Below are 15,498 nucleotides of genomic sequence, written 5' to 3'. Positions count from 1 at the left end.
GCTCAGGCGGCGCCGCGCACGTCGAACTCGACCTTCCAGCGCTCGTCCGTACCGCTCGGGATCGCCTCGAGTTCGAGCGTGCCGGCTTCGGTCACGCGCGCATGCAGCTTCACGGGCACGACTTCGCCGACGGTGCGCCCTTCGGCGGGCAGCGTCGCCTGGATTTCTTCCAGCTCCTGCAGCTCTTCCGGCGACCAGTAGTCGAGCAGCGTGCCGACCTGGTCCTGGCGCCGCACCGACGAACCGAAGAAGCGGAACTGCACCGGTTCGCCGACGACGAGGCCGAACTCCTGCGGCGGCAGCGCCGCGTCCGAGCCTTCCTCCATCCCGAACGGCGCGACGCACAGCGCCTGCACCGGCGGTTCGAGCCCCGGCACGGCCGGCATCGCCGATTCGATCGCGACGTAGTACGCACGCGCCGTGCCGCCGCGAATGCGCACGCCTCGGCCGCGCTTCACGTAGCCGTAGTACGCGGCGCCGCGCGCGACCGCGAGATCGAGATCCGCGCCTTCGAGCAGGCGCGCGGGCGGCGCACCTTCGGCGGCGAGCCAGCTATTGAGCGTATCGAGCACGCGCTGCGTGAGCAGCGCCGACTTGAACACGCCGCCGTTGAACAGCACGGCGGTCGGATGCAGGAACGTCGCGCCCTGCGGCAGCGTGCGCTGCACGCCTTCGAGCGAATCGAGCGCCGCGACCTGGCGGCCGAGGAACGCCGCGAGATGGCGCGTGATGCCGGCGTCCTGCGCATACGGCAGGCCGAGCTGCGTCAGGCCGACGCGCGCGCGGCTCACCGGGCGCGCGGCCGCGTCGACTTGCGGGAAGAAGCCTTCGAGGATCGTCTGCGTGAGTTCCGCGCGCGTCAGCTCCGTGCGGATCGAGCCGCCGATCAGCTTCGAGCCGCGGCTCGGCACGACGAGCGGCACCGCGTCGGTCGTCGGGTCGGACAGCAGCGTTTCCTTCGCGGAACGGCATGCGTACGTGAGCGCGCGCAGTTGCCACGGATCGGCCTGCGTGCCCTGCTGCGCGAGCTTGCGCGCGACGACATGCGCGAGCGCGAGGTCCATGTTGTCGCCGCCGAGCAGGATGTGCTCGCCGACCGCCACGCGATGCAGTTCGAGATTGCCGTCGCGCTCGACCACCGCGATCAGCGACAAGTCGGTCGTGCCGCCGCCGACGTCGACGCACAGGATCAGGTCGCCGACCTGCACCTGCTTGCGCCAGCCGCCCTGGCTCTTCTGGATCCAGCTGTACAGCGCGGCCTGCGGCTCCTCGAGCAGCGTCATCCGCGAGTAGCCGGCGGCGCGGGCGGCCTCGGCCGTCAGCTCGCGCGCGGCCGGGTCGAACGATGCGGGGATCGTGACCGTCACGTCCTGATCGGCGAACGGCGCGTCGGGATGCGCGTGGTCCCACGCTTCGCGCAGGTGCGTCAGGTAGCGGATCGAGCTTTCGAGCGGCGACACGCGCGCCACTTCCGGCGGCGCATCGCTCGGCAGGATCGCCGCGCGGCGGTCGACGCCCGGATGGCACAGCCAGCTCTTCGCGCTCGACACGAGGCGGATCGGCGTGCCGGCGCCGCGCGTGCGGGCCATTTCGCCGACCGCGAAGCCGCGCGAGGCCGTCCACGGCAGCGTCAGGTCGCCCTGCGTGAGTTCGCTCTCATGCGGCAGGTAGAGGAACGACGGCAGCAGGTCGCGCGACTCCAGCGCGCCGGGCGCGGTGAGCTGCGCGATCGGCAGCACCTGCTGCGTGATGGTTTCGCCGTCGCTCGCGGCGCTGTCGACGTACGACAGCGCGCAGTGGGTGGTACCGAGATCGATACCGATCGAATAGCGCGGATCGCTCACAGTTCCACCTCCGCCGGTGCGATGACCGACGCGTCATGGCTGCCCGTCAGCTTCGGCAGGCGCACGTCGGCCACGCGCCAGCCGCGATGGCTGACGGTGCCCGTGAACGGCGCGGCGCCGACCACGTTGCCCGTCACGCGCACGGCCGTCGCGTCGAAGCCGGCCGGCAGCGTCACGCGGCTGCCTTCGGCTTCGTCGCGCACCGGCACGATCGTGAAGTGTTCGCGCAGCGCGGCACGGCAGCCGTCGTGCACGAGGCGTGCGGCCGCGCCGATGTCGGCGTCCGCGTAGCCGGCGATGTCTTCCTCGACGAAGTCGATGAAGCGCGCATCGCGCTGCAGCAGGCCGAGCAGTTGCAGCGCAGCCTGCGGGCTCGCTTCGCGCAGCTCGGGCGCCGGCGCCTTCACGGGCGCGGCGGCAGGCGCCGGGGCCGGCGTGGGAGCCGCGGCGGGGGCCGGCGCGACCGGTGCCGGGGCGCCATCGCGCACGCGCAGCACGCCGGCCGCGAACTCGCGGTTACCGAGCACGGAGAAGAACGTGCCGACGGCCAGCGACAGCCGGCCGAAGAAGGACAGGTTGGATTCGGGCATGGGGTCTGGACTCCTGTGGGCTCGCGACAGGGCGAGCGTTTCTTGCCTGGGCGCCGGGCGACGGCGTGCGGATGGCGCACCGCCGCCGACCGGCGCGTGATTCGGTCGCGCCCTCGCGGGTGCGGAAAACCCGTATTTTGCCCTGTGGCGGGCGAACCGGGCAGAAGTTGGGGGACAGAACATCGCGGTGCAGCGTTTTCGGCCGCGTCGGCGTGCGCTTTGCGCGACGCCCGGCCGCGATGCTGCGGCGCGTCAGCGCGGCTTGCGCCGCTTCGCGTGTTTCGCCTCGAAATCGCGCGACAGCATGCCGAGCGTGACTTCGCCGAAGCGGGCGAGCAGCGTCGTCTCGGCCTCCTTCAGCGTGGCCGACAGGTGCGCGTTGACGGCCTGCTCGACCAGGCATTCGGCCTCGTCGTCGGTCACCAGATCGGAGAACAGCGGCGGCTCGCCCACCGCGCGATAGACGTCGAGCAGCGTGATGTCGTCGAGCGCGACGCTCAGCACCCAGCCGCCGCCATGCCCCTTCTCCGACTGCACGTAGCCGCAGTCGCGCAAGCCGCTGAGCAGGCGCCGCACGACGACCGGGTTGGTGCCCAGCATCGTCGCGATCGCTTCGGACGTCATCGGGCCGTCGGCCTGATCCATGTGGATCAGCGCATGCAGCATCCGCGACAAGCGGCTATCGGTTCTCACGGGCGGCGCTCCCCTCTCTCGAAACTTTTGAAGTTGCGTGAATGATACCATCGCCCTATCATGCAACTTCTCGTGTTTCGTGAGTTGGGTTGAGTTTGAGTCGACCACCGTCGGAGCACGTCCGTCATTCACGCAGGTTCAGGAAAGGAGTCGGTGCATGCAGGACCATCATGAAGTGATCGTGATCGGCGGCAGCTTTGCGGGGCTGTCGGCCGCGATGCAGCTTGCGCGGGCGCGCCGCCGCGTGCTCGTGATCGATGCCGGCCGGCCGCGCAACCGCTTTGCCGCGCACGCGCACGGTTTTTTCGGGCAGGACGGCAAGCCGCCCGCGCACATCGTCGAGGAAGCCGCAGCGCAGCTCGCCGCGTACCCCACCGTGCAGCGGATCGCAGGCGACGTGCTCAAGGCCGAGCGCGATGCGGACGGCCGCTTCCACGTGACGCTCGCCGACGGCAGCCGTGCGAGCGCCGACCGGTTGATCCTCGCGACCGGTATCCGCGACGAACTGCCCGCGCTGCCGGGGCTTGCGGAACGCTGGGGGGTGAGCGTGCTGCATTGTCCGTACTGCCATGGATACGAGGTGAGCGGCCAGCGGCTCGGCGTGCTCGCCACGCATCCGCTGTCGGTGCATCAGGCGATCCTGATTCCGGACTGGGGCCCGACGACGTGGTTCACGCAGGGTGTAGTCGAGGCGAACGAAGAAGAAGCCGCGTTGCTCGATGCGCGCGGCGTGCGCATCGAACGGTCGCCGGTCGTGGAAATCCTCGGCGATGCGCCGCGAATCGATGCGTTGCGGCTCGCCGACGGGCAGGTCGTGCCGATCGATGCGCTGTTCGTCGGCGCACACACGGCGATGGCGAGCGATCTCGCGCAGCAGCTCGGCTGTGCGTTCGACGACGGGCCGCTCGGCCCGGTCGTGCGCGTCGATGCAATGAAGCAGACGAGCGTCGCCGGCGTGTTCGCGGCCGGCGACGCGTCGACGCCGATGACCAACGCAACGTTCGCATCGGCGTCGGGCGTGATGGCCGGGGTCGCCGCGCACCGGTCGCTGATTGTCGGGCTCGGCCGGTAACGGTGCATGGCGTCGCGGGCCGTGTGATTCGAAGCGGCCGGGCAATCCGATTCGATGCGCGACCGACGCGATCCACCGCCGCATCGATGGATTCGCGTCGCGATGTGCGGTTTAATGTTCGGCACACCCAGCATTAAGAGACATGAAATGCTCGACCTCGACGACCTTCGACTCGTCCGCGCGATCGGAACATCACGCTCGCTGGCCGCGGCCGCGCGGCTGCTCGATCTCACGCCGCCCGCGGTCACGATTCGCCTGCAGCGGATGGAAGCGCGACTGAACGCCCGGCTCGCCGTGCGGCAGCCGAAAGGGATCGCGTTGACCGACGAAGGGCAGCGCCTGTACCAGGAAGCCGTCGACATCCTCGAGCGCGTGGAGGCGCTGCCGGTCAGCATCTCGGGCGACCACGGCGACGTGCGCGGCACGCTGCGCGTCGTCGCCCCGCTCGGCTTTGGCCGCAAGTACGTCGCGCGGATCGTGCGCGACGTGCAGCGCGCGCATCCGAAGCTCGACATCGCGCTCCACCTGTCGGAGAGCCCGTTGACCAGCGCGCCGGGCGCCGACGTGGTCGTTCACGTCGGCAGCCTCAAGTCGTCGTCGTGGATCGGGTATCCGCTCGCGCCGAATGACCGCTTTCTGTGCGCGAGCCCCGCCTATGCGCGCCGTATCAAGGAATTGAACCATCCGTCCGACCTGGCCCGCTACGACTGCCTGTGCCTGCGCGAGAACGACGAGGACATCCCGCGCTGGCGCTTCTCGCAAGGCGGCGACGTGAAGGGCGAACCGCGCCGGTCCGCCGTGATCCGCGTCAGCGGCGCGCTGTCGTCGAACGACGGCACCGTCATCACGGAATGGGCGCTGGCGGGGCTCGGGATCGTCGAGCGCTCCGAGTGGGACGTCGCGCCGCTGCTGGCGAACGGCAAGCTCGTGCGGTTGCTGCCCGACTGGCACCTGCCGCCCGCCCCCGTGACGGCGCTGCTGCCGTCGCGCACCGGCCGTTCCGCGCGGCAACGGGTGTTCCTCGAAGCCGCAACGCGGTTTCTCAGCCCGCCGCCGTGGCGTGGCAACGCGTGAGCGGCGCCACGATCCATGCGATCCTTTGGATTAAACAAGCTTTAATGCCGGATTAGCGATCCGTTAAACCCGAAATTCATCCACAGCCCTACAGTGTTCGCATCGGCAACCCTCCGAGGCAACGCATCGTGGACCTTCAAACCCTCAACACCCCGGCCGCCCTGATCGACGTCGGCCGCATGCAACACAACATCGGCCGCATGCAGGCCCATCTGGACGCGCTCGGCGTCAGGTTCCGGCCGCACGTCAAGACCACCAAATGCACCCAGGTCGTCGATGCCCAGATCGCGGCCGGCGCGCAGGGCATCACGGTGTCGACACTCAAGGAAGCCGAACAGTTTTTCGCGCACGGGATCCGGGACATCGTCTACGCCGTCGGCATGGTGCCCGCGAAACTGGGCCAGGCGCTCGCGCTGCGCCGGCAGGGTTGCGACCTGAAGCTCGTCGCCGACAGCCTGCCGGCCGCGCACGCGATCGCCGAATTCGGGCGGGCACACGACGAGCGCTTCGACGTGTGGATCGAAGTCGACGTCGACGGCCACCGCTCGGGGATTCCGCCCGACGCCGACCTGCTGATCGACGTGGGCCGCGCACTGGTCGACGGCGGGATGGTGCTCGGCGGGGTGCTCGCGCACGCGGGCTCCAGCTACGAATACAACACGCCCGACGCACTGGCGGCGATCGCCGAGCAGGAACGCAGCCGCACCGTGCAGGCGGCGGAGCGCCTTCGGGCTGCCGGCCTGCCTTGCCCGGTCGTGAGCATCGGCTCGACCCCCACCGCCCTCGCGGCGGAACATCTCGAAGGCGTGACCGAAGTGCGCGCCGGCGTGTACGTGATGTTCGACCTCGTGATGCACAACATCGGCGTGTGCGACCTGTCCGACATCGCGCTGTCGGTGCTGACCACCGTCATCGGCCACCAGGAAGAGAAAGGCTGGGCGATCGTCGACGCCGGCTGGATGGCGATGAGCCGCGACCGCGGCACGCAGCGTCAGGCGCACGACTTCGGCTACGGGCAGGTTTGCACCGAACAAGGCAACGTGCTCGGCGACTACGTGATGAGCGCCGCCAACCAGGAGCACGGAATCGTGTCGCGGGCAGGCACGCCCGACGCGGGCATCGCGCAGCGGTTTCCGATCGGCACCCGCCTGCGCATCCTGCCGAATCACGCGTGCGCCACCGGGGCGCAACATCCCGAGTATCAGGCGATCGGCGCTACAGGCGGCGCGCAGACGTGGCCACGCTTCTACGGGTGGTGAGCACAACCGCGCACCCGCGACGCCCCTTCGACGAATTGACTATTTGTCCAAATCTGGACAAACTTTAAATCAACCCGATTTGCCTGGCGCCGAGAGCGCTTGCCCGAACATGCCGACCGACGCCCGACTCCTGCTTCTCGACCGCGACACCGTCGCGCCCGCCCTTCAGGCCGCGCAAGTGACGGCGGCCGTTCGCGAAGCCTTCGTGCTGCACAGTCAACGGGCCGGACGCGTGTTCCCGGTGGTGCGCGAGAAGCTGCACACCGGCGGCGTGTTCGGCATCAAGTCCGGCGACGTCGCGAATCAGGACCTGCTCGGTTTCAAGGCGGCCGGATTCTGGCCCGGCAACCGCGGGCTCGGCGGCGAACCGCATCAGGCCACCGTCGCGCTGTTCGACCCGGCCACGGGCCGACCGCTATGCATCATGGACGGCAATGCGATCACCACCGCGCGAACCGGCGCCGCCGGCGGCCTCGGTCTGCAACTGCTCGCGCGACGCGACAGCACGCGAATCTGCGTGTTCGGCACCGGCGTGCAGGCGCGCGTCCAGCTCGACTATGCACTCGGGCTGCTGCCGCAACGGTGCACCGTGCAGTACGTGAGCGCCAGCGGCGAGCCCGACCCGGTGTTCGAATCGGCCTTCCGGGAACGATGCACGATCGGCGTGGCGCGCGACCGGAACGACGCGGTGGCCAACAGCGACGTGGTGATCACGGCAACGCCCGGCGGCGGCCCGCTGTTCGATGCGGATGCGGTGCAGCCGGGCACCCACCTGACCTGCGTGGGCGCCGACACCGCCGGCAAGCGCGAGTTGCCGGCTAGTGTGCTGGAACGCGCGCGGATTGTCGTGGACGATCACGACCAGGCGCGCAGCATCGGCGAGTGCCAGTGGGCGCCGGATTTGCCACGCACGGAAATCGGTGACATCCTCGCGGGAACCGCGACGGTCGACCGCGCGCCGCACGAGATCACCGTCTTCGACATGACCGGGCTCGCGCTGCAGGACCTGACCGTCGCACGCTTCCTGTATCGGCAGGCCCTCGAAAACGGCACCGGAATCGCCATTCCGTGGCCCTGGTAAACGAAACGCCCCGTCAACCTCCATGCGTCTCACCCAAGTTTCCGCGCTCTCGTTCGACCTGGACGACACCCTGTGGCCGTTCGGGCCATCCGTCGTACGGGCCGAAGGGGAGCTTCGCACGTGGCTGATCGAGCACGCGCCCGGTACCGAGCGGGTGCTGCCCACGCAGCAGGCGCTGAGCGACTTGCGTGAGGAATACGAACGATTGTGCCCCGACCTCGCCGGCGACTTCCGCGCGATGAGAATCGGCTCGATCCGGCTTGCGCTGGAGCGCGCGAACGAAGATGTCGCGCTCACCGACCGTGCGTACGCGGCCTTCTATGCCGCACGCAACCGGGTCGAATTCTATGAAGATGCGTTGCCGGCGCTCGCGTGGTTGAGCGCGCGGTTTCCGTTGATCGCGGTGACCAACGGCAACGCGGATCTGCGGCTCACCGGCGGCGGCGAATTCTTTCGTGCGACGCTCAGTGGGCAGGCGTTCGGCGTCGCGAAGCCGGAGCCCGGGATCTTCCATGCGGCAGCGGACGCGCTCGACGTGCCACCGGCGGAATTGCTGCATGTCGGCGATGACTACCACCTCGATATCGTCGGCGCATTGAACGCGGGGCTGCAGGCGGCGTGGGTGGTGCGCGATACGCACCGGGAAGCGGAGCGCGTGCAGCAGCAGGCCGCGACGCCGCACGTCACGCTCAGCGACCTGTCGATGCTGTGTCGCATGCTTGGCGGGCCTGACGACGTGGCGTGAGCACTTGCGTGCGCCGCGTTCGCGACGCACGGTTCACCATCCTGAAGCGCGGCCCGACTGGCGCTCGCCGAGCGCACCAGCGTAACGGTCGGCCATGCCGGTGCAACGCATGACCGGCCGGCGCCCATTCACGCCGCCTTGCGCGCGTCCGCGATCCGCTGCGGTGCCTTCGGCCGCGCATACAGCCGTTCGAGATACGCACGCAACTGCGGAAACGATTCGATCAGGTTGCACTCGCCCGCCCAGTCGATCAGGTAAGCCGTCACGCAATCGGCCACCGTCAGCGAATCGCCGACGATGAACGCGCGCCCTTCGAGATGCTTGTCGAGGATCGCCGCCATCGTCCTGAAATCCTCGCGCGCCAGCTCGATATCGGCCGGCGAACGCTTCTCCGGCGGATAGATGAACGAGTGCCGCGTGATCCGCCACAGCGGCTGCTCGAGCTCCGTCACCGCGAACATGACCCACCGGTAAGCCTCGGCCCGCAGCGCCGGATCGACCGGTAGCAGCGCCTTCTCCGGGTACTTGTCCGCGAGATACAGCACGATCGCGGCCGATTCGGGAATCACGAGGTCGCCGTCCACCAGCACGGGCACCTTGCCGGCCGGATTGAGGCGCAGGAATTCGGGCCGCTTGTGCTCGCCCTGAAGCAGGTTCACCGAGATGAACTCGAAATCGGCATCCAGCTCCTTCAGCCCCCACAGCGCGCGTTGCGAGCGGGTGCCGGCAAATCCGTAAAGCTTCATCGCCAGTCTCCATCCAGAATATCGGGAAAGCGTCCCCCTGCCGGCCGCGGCGCATCGCCGATACACGGCGCCGGGCCTCGCGCGTCGTTCACGCGCCGGGAATCGGCAGTATCGGCATCACGTCGATCGCCACGCCCGGGAACAGCGTGAAATGCGGATGGCCTTCGAACAGCGCGGCCGCGGCTTCGTGCGAGGCCGCCCGCACGACGGTGAAGCCGCTCATCGCGTTCGCCGTGTCCGTGACGCCGGCGGCATCGATCGTCTTCGTCTTGCCGAGCGGGCCGCCCATCTCGACGATCGCGTCGCGATGCCGGTCGACCCACGCATGCCATGCGGCGATGCCGTCACGCTCGCGCGTGCGTCGCGCCTCGTCCGGCAACGCCATCCACGCCTTCATCGCCGGGCTATCCTTGGTCCCGAGAAATACCGCGAGATACAACTGCTGTTGCGCACTCATGCTGTCCCCTTCGGTGACGGACGCGACGGGCTGCCGCGCCTCGACCTTGACAAGATAGGTTGATATCAACACAATTGCAACATGGCACGAAAAGAACCGCTCCCTTTCGAAACGACGCTGATGGTGCGCGATTGCTGCCTGTGCCTGCACATGCAGCGCGCGGCGCGCAATCTTGCGCGGATCTTCGACGATGTGCTGCGCCCGCTGGATCTCACCAACGGCCAGTTTTCGCTGCTGATGTCGCTGAACCGGCCGCAGCCGGCGCCGATGAAATCGGTCGCGTCGCTGCTCGCGATGGACCGCACCACGCTCACGGCCGCGCTCAAGCCGCTCGAGCGGCGCGGCCTGGTCACGATCATCCAGGATCCGGACGACCGGCGCAGCCGCCTGCTCGAACTGACGCCGGCCGGCCACGACCTGCTGGCCGCGGCGTTTCCGCTGTGGCAGCAGACGCATGCCGAGATCGAGCGGCCGTTCTCGCCGGGGGAAGTCGATCAGTTGCGCGGCCAGTTGCGCGCGCTGTCGGTCGATCCGGCCGCGCGCGATTGAACCGAACCGGCGCGCGGATCGCCGCGGCCACGCGGCTTACTTGCGGCCCTTCTTCGGCAACAGCAGTTGCGCGAATTCCTGCAGGAAGGCCACGGGCCCATGCGCATGCAGCGCCTGCCCGCTGCTCAGTGCGCCGTCGATCACGGTCGCGAGCCGCAGCGCGAAGGTTTCCGGCTCGTCGACACCGATCGCCTCCGCCAGCTCGGCCAGCCGGCGCCGCAATTCCTGCTTGTGCGCGACGGCCACCTTGCGGGCCGGATGGTTGCCGTCCGCGTATTCGGCGGCGATGTTGATCTGCGGGCAGCCGCGATAGCCGGGGCGCGCAATGCGCTCGCCGATCCATTGCAGCTGCGCATCCAGTTCCTCGCGCGGCGTGCGCCGGTACTGCGCGGCCACCGCATCCCAATGCGCCCAGAAATCGGCGTCCTCGCGCAGCAGGAACGCTTCGATCAGGTCGTCCTTCGTCGCGAAGTGACGATAGAGGCTCGTCTTCGCGACGCCCGCCTGCGCGACGATCAGGTCCACGCCGACCGCGCGCGTACCCTCCCGGTAGAACAGCTCGCTCGCCGTCTGCAGAATGCGTTCGCGCGTATCGGGCGCGCTCCCTGGTGTGCCTGTTTCCTTTTTCATCCCGACCCGGCCTGGCTGGCCGCCCACTCCCGCAACAGTGAACCGATCATAGCACCGCGTGCTTGACGACGCTACAGGTCTGTACTATAAAACAGACCGTTCTGTAGCGGAGTAGATCATGGATGATCGAATGACGGTTGCAGTCTATGGCGCCACGGGTCATACCGGGCGGTTCGTCGTCGCGGAGCTGGCCCGGCGCGGCCTGCGTGCGATCCGCATCGGGCGCGATGCCGCGCGGCTCGCAGAACACGGCGGCGATACGGCGCTCGCGCTCGCACGCGTCGCCGCGATCGACGACCCGGCCGCGCTCGACGCCGCGTTGCACGGCGCGGCAGCGGTGATCAACTGCGCGGGCCCGTACCTCGATACTGCGCTGCCGCTGGCCGATGCGGCGCTGCGGGCCGGCATCCCCTATCTCGACCTGACGGCCGAGCAGCCGTCGGTGCTGGCGCTGGCCGAACACCGCGATGCGCGGGCGCGCGCCGCGGGCGTGACGCTCGTGCCGGCCGCGGCGTTCTACGGCGGCCTGGCCGACCTGCTCGTCACAGCCGTCGTGGACCCGCACCAACCGATCGAACGCGTCGATGTCGCGACCGGCCTCGACCGCTGGCACCCGACGCGCGGCACGCGCGTGACGGGCGAGCGCAATCGCGCGGTGCGGCTCGTGCAGAAGGACGGGAAGCCGACGCCGGTGCCGTCGACCGCACGCGAACGCGCGTGGCCGTTCCCGCCGCCGATCGGCCGCGTCGACGTGACGCTGCTGCCGTTTTCGGAAGTGATGACACTGTCGCGTCACCTGCGCATCGATACGATCGAATCGTGGCTCGCCACCGTCGCGCTGCGCGACGTGCGCGATGCCGCCACGCCGCCGCCCGAGCCGACCGACGCGCTGGGCCGCTCGGCGCAGCAGTTCGCGATGGACGCGATCGTCGTGCAGGGCGGCACGACGCACCGCGCGACGGCGTCCGGGCAGGACATCTACGCAGTCAGCGCACCGATCATCGTCGAGGCAGCCGTGCGGCTGATCGCGGGCGACACCGTGGTGTCGGGCGGCGTGCGCAGTCTCGGCGAGCTGTTCGACGCACGTGACTTCCTCGCGGCGCTCGATACGGTGGCAGTATCGTTCGGCACGACAACCGATCCGGTTTTCAACCAGGAGACGCAAGCATGAGCAGCAATGAGAAGGGTGCATATTTCCGTTCGCTTCACCGTGCGGGCCAGCCGCTGGCGCTGTTCAACGTATGGGACGCCGGCAGCGCGCGCACGGCGGCCGACGCGGGCGCCGTCGCGCTGGCGACCGGCAGCTGGTCGGTCGCGGCGGCCAACGGTTTCGGCGACGGCGAGCAGATGCCGCGCGCGCTGATGATGGACGTGCTCGAGCGAATCACGCGCGCGACCGACCTGCCCGTCACCGTCGATCTCGAAAGCGGGTACGGCGAGCGGCCGGAAGATGTCGCCGAGACGATCGCGCTCAGCATCAAGGCCGGCGCGATCGGCTGCAATCTCGAAGACAGCTTCCCGGCGACGGGTGAATTGCGTGACGTCGACGCAGCCGCCGCCCGTCTCGCAGCGGCACGCCAGGCCGCGGATCGCGCGGGTGCCGACTATTTCATCAATGCGCGTACCGACGTGTTCTTCAAGGCGCCGGCCGACACGCACGACGAGCGCCTGCTCGACGCCACGCTGGCCCGCGCACGCGCGTATGCCGCGGCCGGCGCCGATGGCCTGTTCGTGCCGGGGCTGCGCGCGCCGGCACTCATTCGCGCGCTGACGGCCGCGTCGCCGCTGCCGGTGAACGTGATGCGCGTCACGGCCACGCCGACGCTCGCCGAATTCGCCGACTACGGCGTGGCCCGCATCAGCCACGGTCCGTATCCGTACCTGCAGGCGATGAAAACGCTGGCGGAGATGATCAGGCAAGGCGGCTGAGAGATTTGCAGGACGGACGACGTCACGCGCGCATCGGACGATTACATCGCATGTAATTGGCGCGCGACACGGCCGCTCCTACGCTTCGGGTGTCGCGCCGCCATTCCGGCGGCGCTCACCACCCCGGAGACATCATGTCCGCCTACCCGCTTCACACCATCGACTCGGCGCCGGCCGCATCCAGGCCCGTCCTCCAGCAGCTCCAGCACACCTTCGGCATCGTCCCGAACATCGCGGCGGCCATGGCCGCGTCGCCGGTGCTGATCAACGGCTTCATCGGCCTGTTCGAGCGCGTACACGCGAGCAGCCTCACCGAGCCGCAGATCCAGACGCTCCTGCTCACCAACGCGGTCACGAACGCGAGCGAATGGCCGGTCGCCTTCCACACCGCGCTTGCGCTGAAACAGGGTGTGACCCACGCCGACGTCGATGCGATCCGCCATGGCGCGCTGCCCGCCGACGCGACACTGGCCGCGCTGTCGGCCACGGCACGCAAGCTGATCGAGACCCGCGGCCGCCTGCCCGATGCCGACCGGCAGGCGTTCCTCGACGCCGGCTTCAGCGCCGAACAGTTGCTGGAAGTGATCGCGGTGGTCGCCGCATCGACGATCACGAACTACGTCGGCAGCGTGACGCAGCCCGCGCTCGAAGCGCCGTTCGACGCATTCGCGTGGCACGCGAACGCCGCGTGAGTCCGATATAGTCGATCGCGTCGCTCACGGAACGCCCAGGGAGGCACGATGAACGCCAGCCGCCGCGAACTGCGCGCGCCGCCGCACGAACTCGGCCAGTTGCTGCGCTACTGGCGCGACGTGCGCGGCGTGAGCCAGCTCGACCTGTCGCTCGACGCGGGCATCTCGCAACGCCAGATCAGTTTCATCGAAAGCGGACGCAGCGTGCCGGGCCGCGACACGCTGCTGACGCTCGCGCAAACGCTGGACGTACCGCTGCGCGAGCGCAACGCGCTGCTGCTCGCGGCCGGTTATGCGCCGGTGTATTCGGAAGCCCCGTGGGATGCGCAGGAGATGCAGGGCGTGATCGGCGCACTCGAACGGGTCGTGCGCCAGCACGATCCGTTTCCGGCGATCGTGATGGATCGCCACTGGAACGTGCTGATGACCAATGACGCGGCGCCGCGCTTCTTTAGCTGCTTCATCGACATGGCCGCACGCGACGGCCCGCGCAACCTGCTGCGCCTGATGTTCGATCCGCACGGGATGCGGCCGTTCCTGGCCGACTGGGAGACGGTATCGCGCAGCCTGCTGCAACGCGTGCAGCGCGAAGCGGTCGGCCGCGTGATCGACGACGACACACGGCGGCTGCTCGAGGACCTGGTCGCGAGCCCCGATGCGCCGCGCGACTGGAAGACGCCGCCGGCGCCGGCCGCCGCCCCGTCGCTGCCGGTCATCCCGATCGGCTTCGTGCATGAAGGCATCGTGCTGCGTTACTTCTCGCTGGTCACGACGGTGGGGACGCCGCAAAGCGCGGCCGCGCAGGAACTGCGCATGGAGTGCATGTTCCCCGCCGACGACGCGACCGAAGCGCGCCACCGGCAGTTGCTCGACACGCACGCACCGGTGCGCTGAGCGGCGGGCCGGGCGGCCCGCCGGTACAACGTCATTCCGCCAGCGCGGGCCCCACGCCGACGCGCTTCGGTACGCCGGTCACGATCGTTGCGACCGCAACGGCCAGCACGACGGCCGCGGCAACGAACACGCCGGCCGCCCCGTTCGCGTCGAACACGACGCCGCCGGCTGCCGCGCCCGTCGCGATCGCAAGCTGGATCGCCGCGACGATCAGGCCGCCCGCACTCTCGGATTCATCGGGCACGGTGCGCGTGACCCACGTCGACCACGCGACGGGCACGCCGCCGAACGCCATCCCCCACAACGCGACGAGCACCGCGTCGATCATCGGCGCACGGCCGAGTGCGACGAGCGCGACGCCGAGCACGACCATCAGCGCGGGCATCCCGATCAGCATCGGCCGCAACCGGTGTTCGAGCACGCGGCCCGCGAGCGACGTGCCGACGAAGTTCGCGATGCCGTAGCCGAGCAGGATCGCCGACAGCCCGTTCACGCCGACGCCCGCGACCTGTTCGAGGAACGGCCGCAGGTACGTGAAGAACGCGAAGTGCCCGGTGAACACGAGGATCGTCGCGAACATGCCGAGGCCGACGGTCGGCCGGCGCAGCACGTCGATCAACGTGCGCAGCCGCGTCGTGCCGCTCGGCGGCATCGACGGCAGCGTGAGGATCTGCGACACGAACGCAATGCCGCCGAGCGCGGCCGCGATCAGGAACACGTTGCGCCAGCCGATCAGGTGGCCGAAGTAACTGCCCATCGGCGCGGACGCGATCGTCGCGACCGCCACGCCGCTGAAGATGATCGACAGCGCACGCGGCACCATCGCCGTCGGCACGAGCCGCATCGCGGTAGCGGTGGCCATCGTCCAGAAGCCGCCGAGCGCAATGCCGAGCACGACGCGGCCGACCAGCAGCATTGCCAGGTTCGGCGCGAACGCGACCGCCAGGTTCGACGCGACGAGCAGTACCGAGAACACGAGCAGCACGCGCCGCCGGTCGATCGTGCGCGTCAGCGCCGAGATCAGCAGGCTCGTGACCAGCGCGACCGTCGCGGTGGCCGTGACGGCCTGCCCGGCCACGCCTTCGGTCACGCCGAGGCTGTCGGCCATCGGCGTCAGCAGGCTGGCCGGCAGGAATTCGGCCGTGACGAGCCCGAACACGCCGAGCGTCATCGCGAATACCGCGCCCCAGGCCGGTTCGCGGGGGGCCGCCGTCGAGGCGGCCGTGGAGATTCCGGGATTCAT

At 69.4% G+C, this 15,498-nt stretch carries 17 protein-coding genes; 10 read left to right on the top strand and 7 right to left on the bottom strand.

Annotated features, from left to right (window positions below):
* Window positions 1–2: 2 nt before the first annotated feature.
* The 3 genes from CFB41_RS20010 to CFB41_RS20000 form a co-directional block, all read right to left on the bottom strand.
* The gene (locus CFB41_RS20010) at window positions 3–1,844 is read right to left on the bottom strand and encodes an Hsp70 family protein (protein WP_089457644.1); all 1,842 of its coding nucleotides are present in this window, start codon (window positions 1,842–1,844) and stop codon (window positions 3–5) included.
* Window positions 1,841–2,434, bottom strand: a complete 594-nt coding sequence (locus CFB41_RS20005; protein WP_089457643.1) for a DUF2760 domain-containing protein — start codon at window positions 2,432–2,434, stop codon at window positions 1,841–1,843. Before CFB41_RS20005 ends, CFB41_RS20010 begins: the two co-directional genes overlap by 4 nt.
* Before the next feature lie 252 nt (window positions 2,435–2,686).
* Window positions 2,687–3,127 (bottom strand): Rrf2 family transcriptional regulator, encoded by a 441-nt coding sequence (locus CFB41_RS20000; RefSeq protein ID WP_089457642.1) that lies wholly within the window; start codon window positions 3,125–3,127, stop codon window positions 2,687–2,689.
* Between the two features lie 157 nt (window positions 3,128–3,284).
* Here CFB41_RS20000 and CFB41_RS19995 point away from each other — a divergent pair, with 157 nt between their 5' ends.
* The 5 genes from CFB41_RS19995 (at window position 3,285) to CFB41_RS19975 (ending at window position 8,358) form a co-directional block, all read left to right on the top strand.
* The gene (locus tag CFB41_RS19995) at window positions 3,285–4,199 is read left to right on the top strand and encodes an NAD(P)/FAD-dependent oxidoreductase (RefSeq protein WP_089457641.1); all 915 of its coding nucleotides are present in this window, start codon (window positions 3,285–3,287) and stop codon (window positions 4,197–4,199) included.
* A gap of 147 nt (window positions 4,200–4,346) precedes the next feature.
* Window positions 4,347–5,273, top strand: a complete 927-nt coding sequence (locus CFB41_RS19990; protein WP_089443222.1) for a LysR substrate-binding domain-containing protein — start codon at window positions 4,347–4,349, stop codon at window positions 5,271–5,273.
* Between the two features lie 128 nt (window positions 5,274–5,401).
* Window positions 5,402–6,532, top strand: a complete 1,131-nt coding sequence (locus tag CFB41_RS19985) for a DSD1 family PLP-dependent enzyme (protein WP_089457640.1) — start codon at window positions 5,402–5,404, stop codon at window positions 6,530–6,532.
* Window positions 6,533–6,641: 109 nt separating this feature from the next.
* On the top strand, window positions 6,642–7,613 hold the full coding sequence (locus CFB41_RS19980) for an ornithine cyclodeaminase family protein (protein WP_089457639.1): 972 nt from the start codon (window positions 6,642–6,644) through the stop codon (window positions 7,611–7,613).
* 22 nt (window positions 7,614–7,635) lie between these two features.
* Entirely contained in the window at window positions 7,636–8,358 is a 723-nt protein-coding gene (locus tag CFB41_RS19975) for an HAD family hydrolase (protein ID WP_089457638.1), read from the top strand.
* A 128-nt stretch (window positions 8,359–8,486) separates the two neighbouring features.
* Here the strand turns inward: CFB41_RS19975 and CFB41_RS19970 are convergent, their stop codons facing one another.
* Both CFB41_RS19970 and CFB41_RS19965 read right to left on the bottom strand, forming a co-directional pair.
* Window positions 8,487–9,104 (bottom strand): glutathione S-transferase family protein, encoded by a 618-nt coding sequence (locus CFB41_RS19970; protein WP_089457637.1) that lies wholly within the window; start codon window positions 9,102–9,104, stop codon window positions 8,487–8,489.
* Window positions 9,105–9,192: 88 nt separating this feature from the next.
* Complete coding sequence (locus CFB41_RS19965; RefSeq protein WP_089458932.1) at window positions 9,193–9,561, bottom strand: hypothetical protein; 369 nt, start codon at window positions 9,559–9,561, stop codon at window positions 9,193–9,195.
* Between the two features lie 81 nt (window positions 9,562–9,642).
* On the opposite strand from CFB41_RS19965, the gene CFB41_RS19960 reads away from it, so the two are divergent.
* Complete coding sequence (locus CFB41_RS19960) at window positions 9,643–10,110, top strand: MarR family winged helix-turn-helix transcriptional regulator (protein ID WP_089457636.1); 468 nt, start codon at window positions 9,643–9,645, stop codon at window positions 10,108–10,110.
* A 36-nt stretch (window positions 10,111–10,146) separates the two neighbouring features.
* On the opposite strand, the gene CFB41_RS19955 is transcribed toward CFB41_RS19960, so the two are convergent.
* Window positions 10,147–10,740: a TetR/AcrR family transcriptional regulator gene (locus CFB41_RS19955; protein ID WP_089443229.1), complete on the bottom strand. Its 594-nt coding sequence runs from the start codon at window positions 10,738–10,740 to the stop codon at window positions 10,147–10,149.
* Between the two features lie 118 nt (window positions 10,741–10,858).
* On the opposite strand from CFB41_RS19955, the gene CFB41_RS19950 reads away from it, so the two are divergent.
* From CFB41_RS19950 to CFB41_RS19935, 4 genes are all read left to right on the top strand, one after another.
* Window positions 10,859–11,911 (top strand): trans-acting enoyl reductase family protein, encoded by a 1,053-nt coding sequence (locus tag CFB41_RS19950; protein WP_089457635.1) that lies wholly within the window; start codon window positions 10,859–10,861, stop codon window positions 11,909–11,911.
* Window positions 11,908–12,669, top strand: a complete 762-nt coding sequence (locus CFB41_RS19945) for an isocitrate lyase/phosphoenolpyruvate mutase family protein (RefSeq protein ID WP_089457634.1) — start codon at window positions 11,908–11,910, stop codon at window positions 12,667–12,669. Before CFB41_RS19950 ends, CFB41_RS19945 begins: the two co-directional genes overlap by 4 nt.
* Window positions 12,670–12,803: 134 nt before the next feature.
* Window positions 12,804–13,361, top strand: coding sequence for a carboxymuconolactone decarboxylase family protein (locus tag CFB41_RS19940; protein WP_089457633.1), 558 nt, complete (start codon window positions 12,804–12,806; stop codon window positions 13,359–13,361).
* A gap of 48 nt (window positions 13,362–13,409) precedes the next feature.
* Window positions 13,410–14,255 (top strand): helix-turn-helix domain-containing protein, encoded by an 846-nt coding sequence (locus CFB41_RS19935; RefSeq protein WP_089457632.1) that lies wholly within the window; start codon window positions 13,410–13,412, stop codon window positions 14,253–14,255.
* A 31-nt stretch (window positions 14,256–14,286) separates the two neighbouring features.
* On the opposite strand, the gene CFB41_RS19930 is transcribed toward CFB41_RS19935, so the two are convergent.
* Window positions 14,287–15,498, bottom strand: coding sequence for an MFS transporter (locus CFB41_RS19930; protein WP_089457631.1), 1,212 nt, complete (start codon window positions 15,496–15,498; stop codon window positions 14,287–14,289).

The organism is Burkholderia sp. AU33803 (assembly GCF_002223095.1).
Lineage (GTDB): Bacteria > Pseudomonadota > Gammaproteobacteria > Burkholderiales > Burkholderiaceae > Burkholderia.
This window is presented reverse-complemented; position numbering and strand designations above follow the sequence as displayed.

Coding starts and splice junctions, on each gene's coding strand:
- CFB41_RS20005 (WP_089457643.1), bottom strand. CDS start 2,434: ATGCCCGAATCCAACCTGTCCTTCTTCGGCCGGCTGTCGCTGGCCGTC.
- CFB41_RS19955 (WP_089443229.1), bottom strand. CDS start 10,740: ATGAAAAAGGAAACAGGCACACCAGGGAGCGCGCCCGATACGCGCGAA.
- CFB41_RS19960 (WP_089457636.1), top strand. CDS start 9,643: ATGGCACGAAAAGAACCGCTCCCTTTCGAAACGACGCTGATGGTGCGC.
- CFB41_RS19950 (WP_089457635.1), top strand. CDS start 10,859: ATGGATGATCGAATGACGGTTGCAGTCTATGGCGCCACGGGTCATACC.
- CFB41_RS19970 (WP_089457637.1), bottom strand. CDS start 9,104: ATGAAGCTTTACGGATTTGCCGGCACCCGCTCGCAACGCGCGCTGTGG.
- CFB41_RS19940 (WP_089457633.1), top strand. CDS start 12,804: ATGTCCGCCTACCCGCTTCACACCATCGACTCGGCGCCGGCCGCATCC.
- CFB41_RS19995 (WP_089457641.1), top strand. CDS start 3,285: ATGCAGGACCATCATGAAGTGATCGTGATCGGCGGCAGCTTTGCGGGG.
- CFB41_RS19975 (WP_089457638.1), top strand. CDS start 7,636: ATGCGTCTCACCCAAGTTTCCGCGCTCTCGTTCGACCTGGACGACACC.
- CFB41_RS19935 (WP_089457632.1), top strand. CDS start 13,410: ATGAACGCCAGCCGCCGCGAACTGCGCGCGCCGCCGCACGAACTCGGC.
- CFB41_RS19980 (WP_089457639.1), top strand. CDS start 6,642: ATGCCGACCGACGCCCGACTCCTGCTTCTCGACCGCGACACCGTCGCG.
- CFB41_RS19990 (WP_089443222.1), top strand. CDS start 4,347: ATGCTCGACCTCGACGACCTTCGACTCGTCCGCGCGATCGGAACATCA.
- CFB41_RS19965 (WP_089458932.1), bottom strand. CDS start 9,561: ATGAGTGCGCAACAGCAGTTGTATCTCGCGGTATTTCTCGGGACCAAG.
- CFB41_RS19930 (WP_089457631.1), bottom strand. CDS start 15,498: ATGAATCCCGGAATCTCCACGGCCGCCTCGACGGCGGCCCCCCGCGAA.
- CFB41_RS19945 (WP_089457634.1), top strand. CDS start 11,908: ATGAGCAGCAATGAGAAGGGTGCATATTTCCGTTCGCTTCACCGTGCG.